Origin of the sequence: Streptomyces sp. NPDC051364, from assembly GCF_040682115.1 — a bacterium.
Classification (GTDB): Bacteria; Actinomycetota; Actinomycetes; order Streptomycetales; family Streptomycetaceae; genus Streptomyces.
In genome coordinates this window covers 150857-165804 of the sequence record NZ_JBFBAH010000009.1, presented here as the reverse complement: position 1 = coordinate 165804, position 14948 = coordinate 150857, and the positions used below count along the sequence as shown (strand labels likewise).

General features: G+C 72.5%; 10 protein-coding genes and 2 pseudogenes. 9 read left to right on the top strand and 3 right to left on the bottom strand.

Annotated elements, in window-relative coordinates:
- Positions 1-2: 2 nt before the first annotated feature.
- Positions 3-1550 (bottom strand): IucA/IucC family siderophore biosynthesis protein, encoded by a 1548-nt coding sequence (locus AB0M76_RS21040; protein ID WP_365954284.1) that lies wholly within the window; start codon positions 1548-1550, stop codon positions 3-5.
- Between the two features lie 111 nt (positions 1551-1661).
- Between AB0M76_RS21040 and AB0M76_RS21035 the strand changes: the two genes are divergently transcribed.
- Both AB0M76_RS21035 and AB0M76_RS21030 read left to right on the top strand, forming a co-directional pair.
- A complete protein-coding gene (locus tag AB0M76_RS21035) occupies positions 1662-3362 on the top strand; it encodes an IucA/IucC family protein (RefSeq protein WP_365954283.1) in 1701 nt (566 codons plus the stop codon).
- 44 nt (positions 3363-3406) lie between these two features.
- Positions 3407-4141 (top strand): GntR family transcriptional regulator, encoded by a 735-nt coding sequence (locus tag AB0M76_RS21030; RefSeq protein WP_365954282.1) that lies wholly within the window; start codon positions 3407-3409, stop codon positions 4139-4141.
- Between the two features lie 47 nt (positions 4142-4188).
- Here the strand turns inward: AB0M76_RS21030 and AB0M76_RS21025 are convergent.
- Positions 4189-4419, bottom strand: a pseudogene (locus AB0M76_RS21025) (proprotein convertase P-domain-containing protein); the annotation flags it as partial.
- A 301-nt stretch (positions 4420-4720) separates the two neighbouring features.
- Between AB0M76_RS21025 and AB0M76_RS21020 the strand changes: the two are divergent.
- From AB0M76_RS21020 to AB0M76_RS21005, 4 genes are all read left to right on the top strand, one after another.
- Entirely contained in the window at positions 4721-5641 is a 921-nt protein-coding gene (locus AB0M76_RS21020) for a SigB/SigF/SigG family RNA polymerase sigma factor (RefSeq protein ID WP_365954281.1), read from the top strand.
- Between the two features lie 179 nt (positions 5642-5820).
- Positions 5821-6882, top strand: coding sequence for a betaine/proline/choline family ABC transporter ATP-binding protein (locus AB0M76_RS21015; protein WP_365954280.1), 1062 nt, complete (start codon positions 5821-5823; stop codon positions 6880-6882).
- Positions 6882-8672 (top strand): ABC transporter permease/substrate binding protein, encoded by a 1791-nt coding sequence (locus AB0M76_RS21010; RefSeq protein WP_365954279.1) that lies wholly within the window; start codon positions 6882-6884, stop codon positions 8670-8672. Before AB0M76_RS21015 ends, AB0M76_RS21010 begins: the two co-directional genes overlap by 1 nt.
- Positions 8673-8896: 224 nt before the next feature.
- Positions 8897-9148, top strand: coding sequence for a hypothetical protein (locus AB0M76_RS21005; protein WP_365954278.1), 252 nt, complete (start codon positions 8897-8899; stop codon positions 9146-9148).
- Between the two features lie 115 nt (positions 9149-9263).
- On the opposite strand, the pseudogene AB0M76_RS21000 reads toward AB0M76_RS21005, so the two are convergent.
- Positions 9264-9542: pseudogene (locus AB0M76_RS21000) on the bottom strand (NAD-dependent DNA ligase LigA); the annotation flags it as partial.
- A 253-nt stretch (positions 9543-9795) separates the two neighbouring features.
- Between AB0M76_RS21000 and AB0M76_RS20995 the strand changes: the two are divergent.
- From AB0M76_RS20995 to AB0M76_RS20985, 3 genes are all read left to right on the top strand, one after another.
- Positions 9796-10596 (top strand): maleylpyruvate isomerase family mycothiol-dependent enzyme, encoded by an 801-nt coding sequence (locus AB0M76_RS20995; protein ID WP_365954277.1) that lies wholly within the window; start codon positions 9796-9798, stop codon positions 10594-10596.
- Between the two features lie 463 nt (positions 10597-11059).
- Complete coding sequence (locus AB0M76_RS20990; protein WP_365954276.1) at positions 11060-11383, top strand: hypothetical protein; 324 nt, start codon at positions 11060-11062, stop codon at positions 11381-11383.
- A 333-nt stretch (positions 11384-11716) separates the two neighbouring features.
- Positions 11717-14944, top strand: coding sequence for a TIM-barrel domain-containing protein (locus AB0M76_RS20985; RefSeq protein ID WP_365954275.1), 3228 nt, complete (start codon positions 11717-11719; stop codon positions 14942-14944).
- Positions 14945-14948: the final 4 nt, after the last annotated feature.

The window sequence follows — 14948 nt, the reverse complement described above, 5'->3', positions numbered from 1 at the left end:
CACTAGCCCCGCTGCCCGCGCCCGTCGGCCCCGGCCAGCGGATTGTCCAGCTCCGCCCACTGGTCGCCCGGGATTCCGGGGCTCAGCCGCATCAGCGTCAGGGCCTTGGTCGGCAGCGGCGCGGTCAGCAGGGCCTCGGTGTCGGCGGTGGCCGGGAGGCCGGCGGCCTGGGCCAGCGCCTCGGCGAAGGCCGCCGCCGAGCCCGTCGTGGCCCCCAGGGTTCCGGTCAGCAGGGAACCGAACAGTTTGCGCCGCAGCAGGGTCACGTCGTCGGTGATCAGCCGGCCCGACAGCGGCGGCACCGGCAGGCCGTGCCGGACGAGCCGCTCCGGGCTGATCCGGATGTCGGCGAGATCGCGGTAGACCAGCCTCAGCGGGGCCCCGGCCGGGGACAGGACGACGAGGAGGTTCTGGCCGTGGGCCTCCAGCGCCACCCCGAGGTCCAGTACCCGCAGGCACACCGAGAGCGCGAGCCGGGCGAACTCGGCCCGCCAGGCCGCCGAGCGCGCGAACGGCGACAGGGCCAGGGCCGCCACCGGGGCGACCCACTCGCCCGCCGCGGCGTCCGCGTACACCTCGGGGGGCTCGCGGAGCACCGCGGCCAGGTCCGGGCTGTGCGCGGTCGCGGCGCCGAGGGTCCGGGTGATGTGCAGCCGACCGTCGAGCCGCTCGGACAGGGCCTGCGCGAACGCGGACACCGCGGCCGCCGTCTCGATGGAGTACTCCGAGATGTCGCGTACGGAGGAGGTCAGCCGGGTGCTCAGCGCCGTCTTGACGTGTGCACCGCCCGCCACCGGGGCGAGCGTGCGCAGGGCCATCAGAGGATGCGCCGCGAAGCCGGGGCGCAGCGCCCCCGGCCCCCGGCCCGTCTGTTTCAGGACGTGTTCCGCCTGCCACGGGTGCACCGGCAGCAGGAGCCGGCCGCCCTCCCGCAGCTCGGCCGGCCAAGCACCCGTGACCAGGCATTCCTCGGCCCGTACGGCCACCAGCCCGAGCTCGACCACAGGCCGGTGCTCCGGCGCGTACGCCAGCTGCTCGGCCACCGAGAATCCGGGCCGGGAGCGGCAGTTGGGGTGGTACGGATGCCCGTCTACCACCCGCTGCTCCCACTCCCAGCAGGCCTGCGGGGCCTCGTCCTGCGCCGTCGGCCGTCCGGCCCGGGACAGCGCGAGCGAGGCCGTGCTGTCGTCCAGCTCGGCGGCGAAGGCGTCCCCGTGCGGCACCCCCAGCGCCGCCACCAGCCGCCCGGCCTGCCGGTACGGGGTGCCGTCGAGCAGCACCTCGGACACGTACGGGCCGGTCGCGTACGGGTCCGGCAACGCGCCCTCCAGCCGTCCGCCCCCGGACAGCAGGAGCGTCAGCCCGCCGGGCCCGCGCTCCCGGCGTTCCACCCATGGCAGCGGTTCGAAGGCCAGCGCCCGCCACAGCCGGGTCAGTACGGCGGCCCGGGCGCCGCCGAGCGAGGCGCCGTAGGCAGCACCGAGCGCAGGGCGCACCTCGGCCAGTTCGGCGGACACGGCCTCTTCGGCCGGGGAGGCGGGAAGGTTCATGCTGGGGTCCAGGGCCCTGTTCCTCTCACGGGTGACGTGATGATCACTTCATCATCGCGGATACTGAAGATCACGGCCGGTGGTACGCCCCGCGAACTCCCGGCGCATTGGATGGACCGAATGGAATCCGTGGACCTCAACGCCGCCGCCGACGCGTACGCCGGCACCCCTCTGCTGAACTGTCTGCTGCGGGAAGCCGCCGATCCCGCCGAGGAGTGCGCAGTCACGACGGATGATGCCCACGCGGGGCGCGTCCACCGGCTGCGCGGCAGCGGGCGGCTGCTGCGGGTGCGGGGCGGGCGCCGGCCGGTACGCCCCGAACTGCGCACGGCGGAGGGCTGGCGTCCGCTCAGCCACACCGAGCTGGTCAAACTGACCGCCGACGAGCTGCACCGGTACACGGGCGCGGCGAACGACGAGCTCCCGGTCGAGATCGCCGACAGCCGCGAGGCCGTCGCCGCTTTGCTGGCCGCCCGCGCCGCGGCCGCGCCTCCGCAGGACCCGTACGTGCTCTCCGAGCAGTCCCTGGTCATGGGACACCCCTACCACCCCGCCCCCAAGGCCCGGGGCGGCGCGCCCGCCGGGAGCTGGCTGCCGTACGCGCCGGAGGCGTACGCCCGGTTCCCGCTGGTCTTCCTGGGGCTGCGCGAGGACCAGGTGGCCGAGGAGGGCGGGCCGGCCGCGGCCGGCGCGATCGACTCGCTGGCCGGGCTGCTCGACGGACCGCGCCCGCCGGCCGGGTACCGGCTGCTGCCCGCGCATCCGTGGCAGCTGGACCTGGCGGGCTGCTCGGCGGCCGTACGCGAGGCCTTCGCCGACGGGCGGCTGCTGCGGCTCGGCCCGGGGCGGCTCCCGGTCTGGCCGACCGCCTCGATCCGGACCCTGTACGTACCCGGCGAGAGGAACGGGGAGCGGGACCTCTTCGTGAAGTTCAGCCTCGACGTCCGGATCACCAACGACGTGCGCCGGCTGTGGCGGCACGACCTGCTGAAGCTGCGCCGTACGGACGCCGCGGTCGAGGCCGGGTTCGCCGATCTGCGCAGCTCCGGGTCGAACGCGGTCTGGCTCGCCGACCGCGGCTACCGGACGGCGGCCTTCGCCTTCGAGGAACTCGCCGTCCTGGTCCGCGACGGCCTGCACGCGCAAGTGGAGCCGGGGGCCACGCCATTGGCGTCCGCCGCGCTCGCCGAGGGCTTCGCGGGCAGCCCGCTGGCCGCGACGAGCGATCCGGTCGGCTGGTGGCGGGCCTATCTGCGCCATGTCGTGCCGCCCGTGCTCGACTTGTTCGCCCGGCACGGCGTCGTACTGGAGGCGCACCTGCAGAACACCCTCGTAGCCGTCGACGCCCAGGGCATGCCGGTACAGGCCCTGTTCCGGGATGCGGAGGGGGTCAAGCTCCTGCCGGACGTGGAGCGCGAAGCCGCCTGGCAGCGGCTGGTCTACTGCCTGGTGGTCAACCACCTGACCGAGGTGGCGGGGGCCCTCGCCGAGGAGCACCCGGACGCGGCCGCCGCGGTGTGGCCGGCGGCGCGCGAGGAGTTCCTGCGCTACGACGCCGAACGCGGCCTTCCGGAGATCGCGGAGCTGCTCTCGGCCCCGGCCCTCCCGGCCAAGACGAACCTGCTGCTGCGCTGGACCCGCGCCGACGGCGCGGACGCACGCTACATCCCGCTCCCGAACCCGCTGCGGGTTCAGCCGCTTTCAGCGGCTGCGCGGTCAACCGCGTCGGACGGGGCGGTGGGGCGGTGGGATCCGGCCAAGGTGGGGTGGGATCGGGGGCTCCCCTCATTCAAAGGTATAGACCAATGCTAGGTTGCGTACCGCGCAGTCCTTGACCACCCGTCAGAGGAGAAGCCATGCCCTCCCTTACGCGGGGCGGCGGCTCGGCCGCCGCCATGCCCAAGTATCAGCGGATCGCCGCAGCGCTGCGGCGCGAGCTCGAGCGCGCCGAGCGCACCCCCGGCGGCAGACTGCCCTCCGAGCGCACCCTGGCCGCCCGCTACCAGGTCAACCGGCAGACCGTCCGGGCCGCCCTCCAGCACCTGCGCGAGGACGGCCTGATCGTCACCGAGCGGCGCGGCACCCGGCCGGCCGCCGTCGAGGGTGCGGCGGCCGGGCGCACGGTGGTCGTGCACGACCAGAGCCGGCTCACCCTGGTCACCGTGCCGCCCTCGCTCGCCGCGCTGCTCGGCATGCACGGCGGGGACCACACGCTGGTCCACCACCGCCGCGAGCGCGGCCCGTCGGGGGAGACGCTCCGGCACGCCGTCACGTACCTGTGCCCGCGCGCGATCGCAGAGAGTCCCGAACTCGCCCGCTACCGCGACCGCTCGGCCGTCCGCGACGAGGACCTCGGGCCGCTGCACCGGTGGCTCGAGCGGGCCGCCAGGCAGGGCCGGGTCGCCGAGACCCTCACCATGACCCGCAGCAGCCACCCGCCGGCCGCCGCCGCGGTCTGCGGGCTGACCGTGCGCCGCACCCTGCACGACGGCACCGGCCGGCTGCTCGCCGTCACCGACCTCGCCTTCCCCACCTGGGACCGGCTGACCTTCCACCGGGACCACGAGGCGGCCGGATTCCGCGTCACCTGAAAGCGGACCCCTCGGAAACGCAGGGCCCGTGCGCCGATGCAGCCGGTGTAGCCCGCAAAGGCGTCGTACACCCGCAGCTTCCACACGCCGTTGGCGGTCTCCGACGAGGAGTCGATCGCGATCACCCCTCTGAGGTCGGCGTTGCCCCAGCCGGTGTAGCTGTCCTTGATCGGGTACACCGTGCCGGCGGGCGCGATCACGTCGACCTGGAGGGTGCCGGAGTCCGGGTGCCTGATGTCGAGCTCCACGTCCAGCTGCGCGGGCGCGTGCCCGGTCATCCCGCTGACCGCGACCGGGGATTCGACCGTCTCCAGGTCCTCGACCGGGTAGTCCGTTCCGGCTCGATCCACCCTGGCGTCGTCCGCTCGGACCGGGGCGCCCCGGGGCCCCGCACAAGGGAGTGCACGCAGCCGGAATCCGACCCGCCGGTCGCGCGCACGCGGATGCGCCTCGCGTGCGCGCGCGAGTAAGCGGACGGCCGCATTTCCGGCAATTCTTGACGTATAAGCTGAAAGGGACCACCATCTACGGCAGTCAAGGTCCCGCGCCGCAAGCCGACAAGCCCAAGGAGCGAACCCCATGCCCGCCCCTGCCCCGTCCTCCACTTCCGAAACCGTCACAGTCGTTCCCCGTCCGCGCCGCGGCATCCAGGCCGCCCGGATCGCGGACCTGCCGCGGATCGAGGAGCCTAGGGAGGTGGCTCCCGCCGATGCGAGGGAGCTCTCACGGGTGTTCTTCCGGCGGCTGCAAGAACTGCCTGAGGGCACCCCGGAACACCAGTACGTCCGCAACGCGCTCATAGAGATGAACGCCTCACTCGTCCAGTACGCCGTCCGCCGCTTCCGCGGCCGGGGTGACGGAGGCGACATCGAGGACATCGTCCAGGTCGGCACCATCGGCCTGATCAAGGCGATCGACCGGTTCGACCCGGCCCGCGAGAACGAGTTCGCGACCCTCGCCATGCCGTACATCACAGGTGAGATCAAGCGCCACTTCCGCGACACGTCCTGGGCCGTCCGCGTCCCGCGCCGGCTCCAGGAGCTGCGCATCGACATCGCCAAGGCGAAGGAGCAGCTGACCACCACGCTCGACCGCTCGCCCACCGTCGCGGACCTCGCCGACCACCTCAGCCTCTCGGAGGAGGAGGTCATAGAGGGTCTCGTCGCCGCCAACGGCCACACCAGCGGCTCCCTGGACGCCCCGCACACCGCGCACGCGGAGCGCGGCGACGGCTCGGCCGACGGCCACACCCTCGCCGAGGTCATGGGCGAGGAGGAGCCGGCCCTGGAGCGCGTCGAGGACATCCAGACCCTCGCGCCGCTGCTGGAACAGCTCACCGGCCGCGAGCGCCGCATGCTGCAGATGCGCTTCGGCGAAGAACTGACCCAGGCGCAGATCGGCGCCGCGCTCGGCATCTCGCAGATGCAGGTCTCGCGCCTGCTGACCCGCCTCCTCGCGCACCTGCGCACCTCCATGCTGGAGGACCCCGGCCCGGCGTGAGGTGGATCACCTCGGCGTTTACCCCCGAACGCCCTGGGTACCCGCGGATCCGGAGCGGACCCTTCCGCCGGCCGTGACACGGCCGGCGCGGGGACGGGCGGATCCCGTACCGCTCCACGGCTGCGCCCGGCCCCACCGGCCGGGCGCGCGCCGTTCCCGGTACGACCCGCGAGGTGTATGTGTCCACGCTCCAGGCCGAGCACGTCTACAAGGTGTTCGGAAGGCGACCCGGCGACGCCGCTGCCGCGGTCCGCGCGCTCCGAGCCGGCGCCGGCCGCGACGAGCTGCGCGCCGACGGTACGACGGCCGCTGTGATCGACGCCTCATTCCGCGTCGAGCCCGGCGAGATCTTCGTCATCATGGGTCTGTCGGGATCCGGCAAGTCCACGCTGCTGCGCATGCTGAACGGACTGCTCGAACCCACCCAGGGGCGCATCCTCTTCGACGGCCAGGACCTCACCTCGCTCTCCCGGCGTGAGCTGCGCCACGTCCGCTCCACCAAGATCAGCATGGTCTTCCAGCACTTCGCGCTCTTCCCGCACCGCAGCGTGCTCGAGAACGCCGCCTACGGGCTGGAGGTGCAGGGCGTCCCCCGCGCCGACCGTGAGCGCCGCGCCGCCGAGGCACTGGAGCTGTGCGGGCTCGCAGGCTGGGAGGCGTCCTGGCCGGACGAGCTGTCCGGCGGCATGCAGCAGCGCGTCGGCCTCGCCCGCGCCCTGGCCACCGACGCGGACCTGCTCCTGATGGACGAGTCCTTCAGCGCGCTGGACCCGCTGATCCGCCGCGACATGCAGGACCAGCTGCTCGAGCTCCAGCAGCGGCTCAAGAAGACCATCGTGTTCATCACGCACGACCTCAACGAGGCCATGCGCCTCGGCGACGGCATCGCCGTCATGCGCGACGGCCGCATCGTCCAGCAGGGCACCGCCGAGGACATCCTGACCCGCCCCGCCGACGACTACGTCGCCTCCTTCATCCAGGACGTCGACCGCTCACGGGTGCTCACGGCCGACGCCGTGATGACCGACCCCGTCGCAGGCAGCTGCGCCTGCGGCTGCCCCAGCGTCACCGCGGACACCCCGCTCGCCGACCTGTGCGCGGTCAGCGCCCGCGTCCCGCACGCCGTCGCCGTCACCGACGCGGACGGCACCCTCGTCGGCTCCGTGCCGCAGGACCGCCTCATCGCCTTCATAGGCGACGAACAGCGGCCCCCGATGGCCTGCGTGGAGGTGGCCGCCTGATGCCCCGCCTGCACCTCGGCGCCTGGGTCGACAGCGGAGTCGACTTCCTCCAGCGCCACCTCTCCTGGCTGTTCGACGCGGTCAGCATGCTCGTCACCGGCCTGTACGACGGCATCCACGCCGTGCTCGACGCACCCGCCCCGCTGCTGTTCGCCGGCATCCTCGCCGTCGCCGCCTGGTGGCTGCGCGGGCTGCTCGCCGCGCTCCTCGCCTTGGCCGGCTTCGCACTCGTCGACTCCGTCGGCCTGTGGGCCGACGCGATGTCCACGCTCTCCCTGGTTCTGGTCGCGACCCTCGTCACACTCGTGTTCGCGGTCCCGCTCGGGATCTGGGCCTCCCGGTCCGACCGGGTCAGCGCCGTCCTGCGACCCGTCCTGGACTTCATGCAGACCATGCCGGCCATGGTCTACCTGATCCCCGGCATCATCTTCTTCGGGGTGGGCGTGGTGCCCGGCATCATCGCGACCATCATCTTCTCGCTGCCGCCCGGCGTCCGGATGACCGAGCTCGGCATCCGCCAGGTCGACACGGAACTCGTCGAGGCCGCCGACGCCTTCGGGACCACCCCGCGCGACACCCTCGTACGCGTGCAGCTGCCGCTGGCCCTGCCCACCATCATGGCGGGCATCAACCAGGTCATCATGCTCGGCCTGTCCATGGTCGTCATCGCCGGCATGGTCGGCGGCGGCGGGCTCGGCGGCGCCGTCTACCGGGCCATCGGCAACGTCGACATCGGCCTCGGCTTCGAGGCGGGCATCTCCATCGTCATCCTCGCCATGTACCTGGACCGGATGACCGGGGCGCTCGGCCGCCAGGTGTCCCCGCTCGGCCGGCGCGCGCTCGCCAAGGCGCAGGCGGCCACGAGCGGCGCCGCCAAGCTGTGGAACCACCGCCCCCAGCCGGCCTACGCCGTCACGGGCGCCGTGGTCCTCGCCCTCGTCGCGGGCGGCCTGAACACCTTCGGCGGCTCCGGGCAGCCGGCTGCGGCCGGGGCCGGCGGCGTCGGCAAGGGCCGCAAGATCAGCATCGGCTACATCCCCTGGGACGAGGGCATCGCCTCGACCTACCTGTGGAAGGAGCTCCTGGAGCGCCGCGGCTTCCAGGTGGAGGCGAAGCAGCTGGAGCTCGGCGCCCTGTTCACCGGGCTCGCGGGCGGGCAGGTCGACTTCCAGACCGACGCCTGGCTGCCGGTCACGCAGGCCCAGTACTGGGAGAAGTACGGGAACAAGCTGGACGACCTCGGCTCCTGGTACGGACCGACCTCCATCGAACTGTCCGTCCCCTCCTACATGAAGGACGTCACCTCCCTCGCCGACCTCAAGGGCAAGGGCAGCGAGTTCAAGGGCCGGATCATCGGCATCGAGCCCAGCGCGGGCGCGATGGGGATCCTGAAGGGCAAACTGCTCAAGGAGTACGGCCTCGACGGCGAGTACGAGGTCGTCGACGGATCGACCCCCGGCATGCTCGCCGAGCTCAAGCGGGCCTACGAGAAGCAGGAGCCGGTGGCGGTCGTGCTCTGGTCGCCGCACTGGGCGTACGCCTCGTACGACCTGAAGAAGCTCGAGGACCCCAAGGGGGCCTGGGGCAAGGGCGACGGCATCCACACCCTGGCCCGGAAGGGCTTCGCGGCGGACGAGCCGGAAGTGGCCTCCTGGCTGCGCTCGTTCAAGCTGACCGAAGCCCAGCTGACCGGCCTGGAGGCGAAGATCCAGGAGGCCGGCAAGGGCAAGGAGCAGCAGGCGGTCCGCGCCTGGCTGACGGAGCACCCGGAGATCGCGAAGGCCGCGTGACCGCCGCGAGGCCGTGAAGGCGCCGGGCGCCGGGGCGCGGAGGAGGAGTACGCCCTCCGCGCCCCGGCGCCTTCGCCCGTCCCGGCTAGTGGGCATCGGCCCTGGTCGGACGCCGCCGGGGACGCGACTCTGACCAGCCGGAACTCTGGAGGATCGGCCCGTGCGCCCGGAGGGTGGTCCATGGCACAGTGCCAGGAGCACAACCGCCGGACCAGGGAGCCCCCATGCGCGAACCGCACCCCATGCCCCGGCTCGCGTCCGCCCCCGCAGGCCCGGCGGAGCCGAGCCCGCTGCCGCGCTGCCCCGAGTGCGCGAGCGCACCGGAGCGCATCTCCTGGCGCCAGCGCCCGGGCCGGCCGGTGGTGCTGGTCTTCGACCCCTGCGGCCACCGGTACACCTCGCCGGCCCCGCCGATCCTGGCCGTCACCCCGCCGCCGGCCGAAGCGTACGAAGGGCACGCACCGCTCAGCAGGTGAGGAACGCGGCGATCCGCTCGGCGAACGCCTCCTCGCCGACGATCTCGATGCCCGCCGCCTCGGCCTTGGCCACCTTGCTGCCGGCCTTGGCGCCCGCCACGAGCGCCGCGTGGTCCAGCCCGAACAGGTCGGCCACGTCCCTGACCCGACCGGCCTCGACCAGCGCCCGTACGTACGTCTCACCCAGGCCGTCGATGTCCAGCTGGTCGCGCCCGGCGGCGTACAGGACCGCGGCGATCCGCCCGCAGTCGGCCGGCTGTGCGCACCGCCACCGCTCCTGGCTCCGGTCGATCTCCCCCTGGCAGCCGGGGCAGACGGCCGGCGGCTCGATGGCCCGCTCCTCGCCGGTGCGCAGCTCCAGCACCGGGGCCTCGATCCGCGGGATGATGTCGCCCGGTATCGCGGCACACGCCGTGTCTCGCAGCGCTCGGGTCTCATTGAGTGGTCGCCGAGGTGCCCGGCCGCGCGGCGAGGCCAGAGCACTCACAGGCACGACGCCGGGCGTACCGCCACCACCAGCGTCCTCGCAGTACTGCGCAGCTTGTCACCCGAGCGGTGGGAGGCGAGGACGACGTCCGCAATGGCCAACCGGCGGCGACTGTGAAAATCGCTGTCCGATCACCGGAGCACGGTGATAGACATTCGGCGTGGAAAAGAATCTTGAGTTCCCTGACCTGCTGCGACTGATCGATGAACGGTCGACCGCCTTCCGCGCCGCGGTCGCCGCTGCGCCCAGTCTCGACGCACAGGTGCCGACCTGCCCCGGGTGGACGCTGTTCGATCTGGTGAAGCATCTGGGTGGGGGAGACCGTTTCTGGGCCGCCATCGTCGGCGCGGGGCCTGCCGACGCTCCCCCGGCCGAGGCCGTCGCCGCGCGCGCCGCGCTGGAAGTGCCGCAGGAGCGTGAGGCCCTGCTGGCCTGGCTGGACGCGTCGACGCAGCTTCTGCTGGGCGCCCTGCGCGCGGCGGGACCGGAGAGCGGTTGCTGGACGTGGTGGCCCGCGTCGCAGTCACCGCAGACCGCCGGCGGCACCGCCCGGCACCGGGTCCAGGAGACCGCGGTACACACCTACGACGCCCAGCTCGCCGGGGGCGCCGCGCAGCCGCTGCCGGTCGAGCTGGCACTCGACGGTGTGGAGGAGTTCCTGTTCACCGTCTGCGCAACGCCGAGTGCCTGGCCGCACAAGCCCACGGCCTTCGACTTCCACGCCGCCGAGGCCCGCTCCTGGCGCCTCACCGTCGACGGCGACGGCGCACGCACCACCCGCATCCCCGCGCCCACCGCCGCGACCGGCGAGGACTCGGACGCAGCCGGCGCCTCCGTCCATGGCACGGCCAGCGAGCTGGTCCTCTACCTGTACGACCGGATCCAGGCCGACTCCTTGCACGTTGACGGAGACGCAGGGCTGCTCGACCTGCTCCGCGCCTGGGAGCCGGAGGAGAAGTAGGACGTAGCGGGGGCGGTTGGCCGCGCCTCGAGCCGGTAAGACACGACTCTCCGCCAGGTTCGTCAGTCGCGACACCGGGCTCAAACCCGCGAGGCGGCCTCGGGGCGTCACCAAGCCGACCGTCTACCTGGTCAGAGCTCGAACTCACGACCTCCGCACGATCAGAGACGAGTACATCGACAGCCGGGCAACCGCCGACCGGCTCGCTCTCCGTATCCAGCGAGCCGGCGGTTCTGCGTCGAGGCCGCCCCCTGGCCGCGCTCCTGGTCCCACGAACCCGCCAGGTGACAGGCATTTGTGGCGATGCCGAATTTGGCATCTGTCCATCTCGGCCGGCTTATCGAGTTTGTCGCGTCAGAGGCATCCGCCAGCCAGGCCGGGAGTTGAGGGCCTGTGTGCCTCGCCGCCGAGAGCGGGGAGGCATACAGGCCGTCGTCACCGTGGGGCCCGCACGTTGCCCGCGTTGGCACGTGCGCTTCGTAGGCGGCGAACCTCGTCGTGCTGGGCGGCGATCCGGGTCGGCGCGGGCTTCGCGCCCCGCGTCGTACGCCGGCTGGCCGCCCGGATCGCCGAGCGGGCCGCCGTACTGGTGGACAGCGCCGTCGTACCCGGCCGGGACATGGACTTCGTCCGTGCCGGCCCGGCCCGCACCCAGATCAAGGCCCTGATCCGCGAACTCCTGGCCCGCCACCCCGGCTTCGGCCTCGCGGGCGAGGTCCGCCCCCTCTGCTCGGACTTCATCAACGGCATCAAACACCTCCCCGTCCGCTTCGACCGCGACAGCTGATCAGAGGGTGGTGGCGGGAACTTTGCCCATCTCGTACAGGTCCCCGGAGTCCGGGTCCCCGATGCTCGACGCAGGCGGCCGACACCCTGCCCTCCGTTGGGAACGTCGCCGTGACCGGCAGCGTCCACCCCCACGCCTCACGGCCACCACCTCCGGCGCGCACCCCTGCCAGCAATCCTGAACGTGTTTAAGTCTGTCTGATGGATGCTCGAAGGTGCTTGATTGGAGACGATTTCGAGCAGCATTCTTCAAGTGATCTCTGTGGGCCGCTATCTTGCCAGGCGCATGCCAAAGCGGTGTGTCCGCAAACCGGACCGCACGAGGAGCTGCCCCATGAGACTCATCCGCATCCCCAGGCGCACGCACAGCCGTATCCCCACCCGCATACGCAAGAAGGCCAAGCGGCAGCGCGCGCCCCTCGCCGCGCTGCTCGCCGGGGCCCTCGCTGTCGCGGGCTTGGCCGCCGCCGGGCCGATGATCTCGCCGGCCGCCGCGGCTCCCGCGCCCGCCACGGCAGGCAATGCCACCGGGCTCACCCAGTCCGGGAACACCTTCACCGTCACCACGACCGCCGGCGCGAAGGCCCGCGTGGTCGTCGCCCGCGCCGACATCTTCCGGCTCTGGCTGTCACCCGACGGTGCGTTCACCAACGACCCGGCCGGCTCCGACCTCGCCCCGACCACCGACTTCGGCTCCGTCGACACCACCTTCACCGATGCGGGCGCGTACTACCGGATCACCACCGGAGCCCTGAACATCCGCGTCAACAAGACGCCCCTGCAGTTCTCCGTCTTCCGCGCCGACAACTCCACCCTGGTCTGGCAGGAGACCCAGCCCACCTCCTGGACCGGTACCCAGACCACCCAGTACCTGGCCCGCGGCGCCGAGGAGCAGTTCTACGGCACCGGCCTGCGCCTCGGCGAATGGGCGCTGCGCGGCAAGACCGTCCCCGTCGCCGTCGACAACAAATGGCGCGAGAACAACAACGCCAGCCCCGCCCCCTTCTACATGTCCACCAACGGCTACGGCGTCATGCGCAACACCTGGGCCCCGGGCTCGTACGGTTTCAACGCCCCCACCACCCTCACCCACGACGAGAAGCGCTTCGACGCCTGGTACTTCACCGGCGATTCGCTCAAGTCCGTACTCGATGCGTACACCGATGTGAGCGGCAAGCCGTTCATGGCGCCGATGTGGGGCCTGGAACTGGGCAACGCCGACTGTTTCAACGCCTCCAACCCCGACTACCAGGGCGACCACAACCGCCTGCGCCACCAGACCACCCCCGATGTGGTCGGGTACGCATCCGACGCCCGCGCCGCCGACATGCCCTCGGGCTGGTTCCTGCCCAACGACGGCTACGGCTGCGGCTACACCGCCCCGCTCAAATCCACCGTCGACGCCCTGAAGGCGAAGGGCTTCCAGACCGGACTGTGGACCTCCACCGGCCTCGGCTCCATCGCCGACGAGGTCGGCACAGCCGGAACCCGCGGCGTGAAGACGGACGTCGCCTGGATCGGCGGCGGCTACAAGACCGCCTTCACCGGCGTGCAGCAGGCCGTCGACGGCATCGAGAAGAACTCCGACGCCCGCCGCTATGTCTGGACCGTCGACGGCTGGGCCGGCACCCAGCGCAATGCCGTCGTCTGGACCGGCGACACCAACGGCACCTGGGACGACATGCGCTGGCACGTCCCCGCCATCGCCGGCGCCGGCCTGTCCGCCCTCAACTACGCCTCCGGCGACGTCGACGGCATCTTCGGCGGCAGCCCCAAGACGTACACCCGCGACCTCCAGTGGAAGGCCTTCACCCCCGCCTTCATGACCATGTCCGGCTGGGGCGCGACCAACCCGTCCGCCGGCTACCAGGACAAGCAGCCCTGGCGCTTCGCCGAGCCGTACCTCTCCATCAACCGCAAGTACCTCCAGCTCAAGATGCGGCTGATGCCGTACCTGTACACCATGAGCCGCACCGCGCACGAGAGCGGTGTGCCGAGCACCCGCGCCCTGGTCCTGGAGTACCCGGACGACCCGGTGGCCCGCGGAAACCTCACCAGCGGCCAGTTCATGGCCGGCGACTCCTTCCTCGTCGCGCCCGTCGTCTCCGACACCTCCGTCCGCGACGGCATCTACCTCCCCGCCGGGACCTGGACGGACTACTGGACCGGGAAGACGTACGCAGGCCCCGGCTGGCTGAACAACTACCAGGCTCCGCTCGACACCCTGCCGCTCTTCGTCAAGGGCGGGGCGATCGTGCCGATGTGGCCGCAGATGAACCACACGGGCGAGAAGCCCGTCTCCACCCTGACCTACGACATCCACCCGCGCGGCAACTCCTCCTTCAGCCTCTACGAGGACGACGGGCTCACCCGCGCCCACCAGTCCGGCGCGTACGCCCGCCAGCAGGTGGACGTCACCGCCCCGGCCGCCGGCTCCGGCACGGTCAGCGTCTCCGTCGGCGCCCCCACCGGCAGCTACACCGGCAAACCGGCCGCGCGCGGCTACGAGTTCACCCTGCACGTGGCCTCCGCGCCGGGCACGGTGACGGCTGACGGCAGCGCCCTGGCCCGCCAGACGTCCAAGGCGGCCTACGACGCTGCCGCGTCCGGCTGGTACTTCGACCCCGCCGACCGCGGCGGCATCCTGTGGGTCAAGACCGGCACAAAGTCGGGCGCGTTCGCCGTCACGGCCACGGGCACCTCCGTCCCGGCGGCCGACCCGATCCCGGCCGGCTCCGCCCCGATCCCGCAGTCGGCGTGGACCCTGGTCTCCGCCGACAGCCAGGAGTCCGCCGCCGAGAACGGCGCGGCCGCGAACGCCTTCGACGGCAAGCCCGCCACGATCTGGCACACCGCCTGGTCCGCGGGCACGCCGGCCGCGCTCCCGCACGAGATCCGCATCGACCTCGGAGCCCGCTACGCGGTCGACGGCCTCGGCTACCTGCCGCGCCAGGACGGCGGCGTCAACGGCCGGATCGGCGGCTACGAGGTGTACGTCTCCGACACCACCACAGACTGGGGCTCCCCGGTGGCGACCGGCACCTTCGCCGACACCGCCGCCGCCAAGTCCGTGTCCCTGTCGGCGAAGACGGGCCGCTACCTCCGCCTCAGGGCGCTGACCGAAGCCGGCGGCCGCGGCCCCTGGACCAGCGCCGCCGAGATCAGCCTCACCGGGCGCGCAGCCCCGCTCCCGGCCGACGCCACCCTCGTGAACGCGGCCTCCGCCCGGTGCGCGGACCTGCCGCACAGCGCGACCGCGCCGGGCACCGAACCCACCCTGTACACCTGTCACGGCGGCCCCAACCAGCGCTGGAGCCTGAAGGCCGACGGCCACGTCACCGGCTTGGGCGGGGTGTGCCTCGACGGTACGAGCGCCTCCCGGGTCACCGTCCAGACGTGCAGCGCAGCCGCCGGCCAGACCTGGCAGCCGGGGCCGGACGGCAGCCTCCGTACGCTCGGTCAGTGCCTGGCACCGGTCGGCTCCGGCACCGCGAACGGCACCGCACTCACCCGCGCTGCCTGCGACAACAGCCCGGCCCAGCGCTGGACCTTCACACCCTGACGCC

What these genes read in the sequence shown, in the direction of transcription:
- AB0M76_RS21040 (WP_365954284.1), bottom strand. Translation starts at nt 1,550, where the DNA reads ATGAACCTTCCCGCCTCCCCGGCCGAAGAGGCCGTGTCCGCCGAACTG.
- AB0M76_RS21035 (WP_365954283.1), top strand. Translation starts at nt 1,662, where the DNA reads ATGGACCGAATGGAATCCGTGGACCTCAACGCCGCCGCCGACGCGTAC.
- AB0M76_RS21030 (WP_365954282.1), top strand. Translation starts at nt 3,407, where the DNA reads ATGCCCTCCCTTACGCGGGGCGGCGGCTCGGCCGCCGCCATGCCCAAG.
- AB0M76_RS21020 (WP_365954281.1), top strand. Translation starts at nt 4,721, where the DNA reads ATGCCCGCCCCTGCCCCGTCCTCCACTTCCGAAACCGTCACAGTCGTT.
- AB0M76_RS21010 (WP_365954279.1), top strand. Translation starts at nt 6,882, where the DNA reads ATGCCCCGCCTGCACCTCGGCGCCTGGGTCGACAGCGGAGTCGACTTC.
- AB0M76_RS21005 (WP_365954278.1), top strand. Translation starts at nt 8,897, where the DNA reads ATGCGCGAACCGCACCCCATGCCCCGGCTCGCGTCCGCCCCCGCAGGC.
- AB0M76_RS20985 (WP_365954275.1), top strand. Translation starts at nt 11,717, where the DNA reads ATGAGACTCATCCGCATCCCCAGGCGCACGCACAGCCGTATCCCCACC.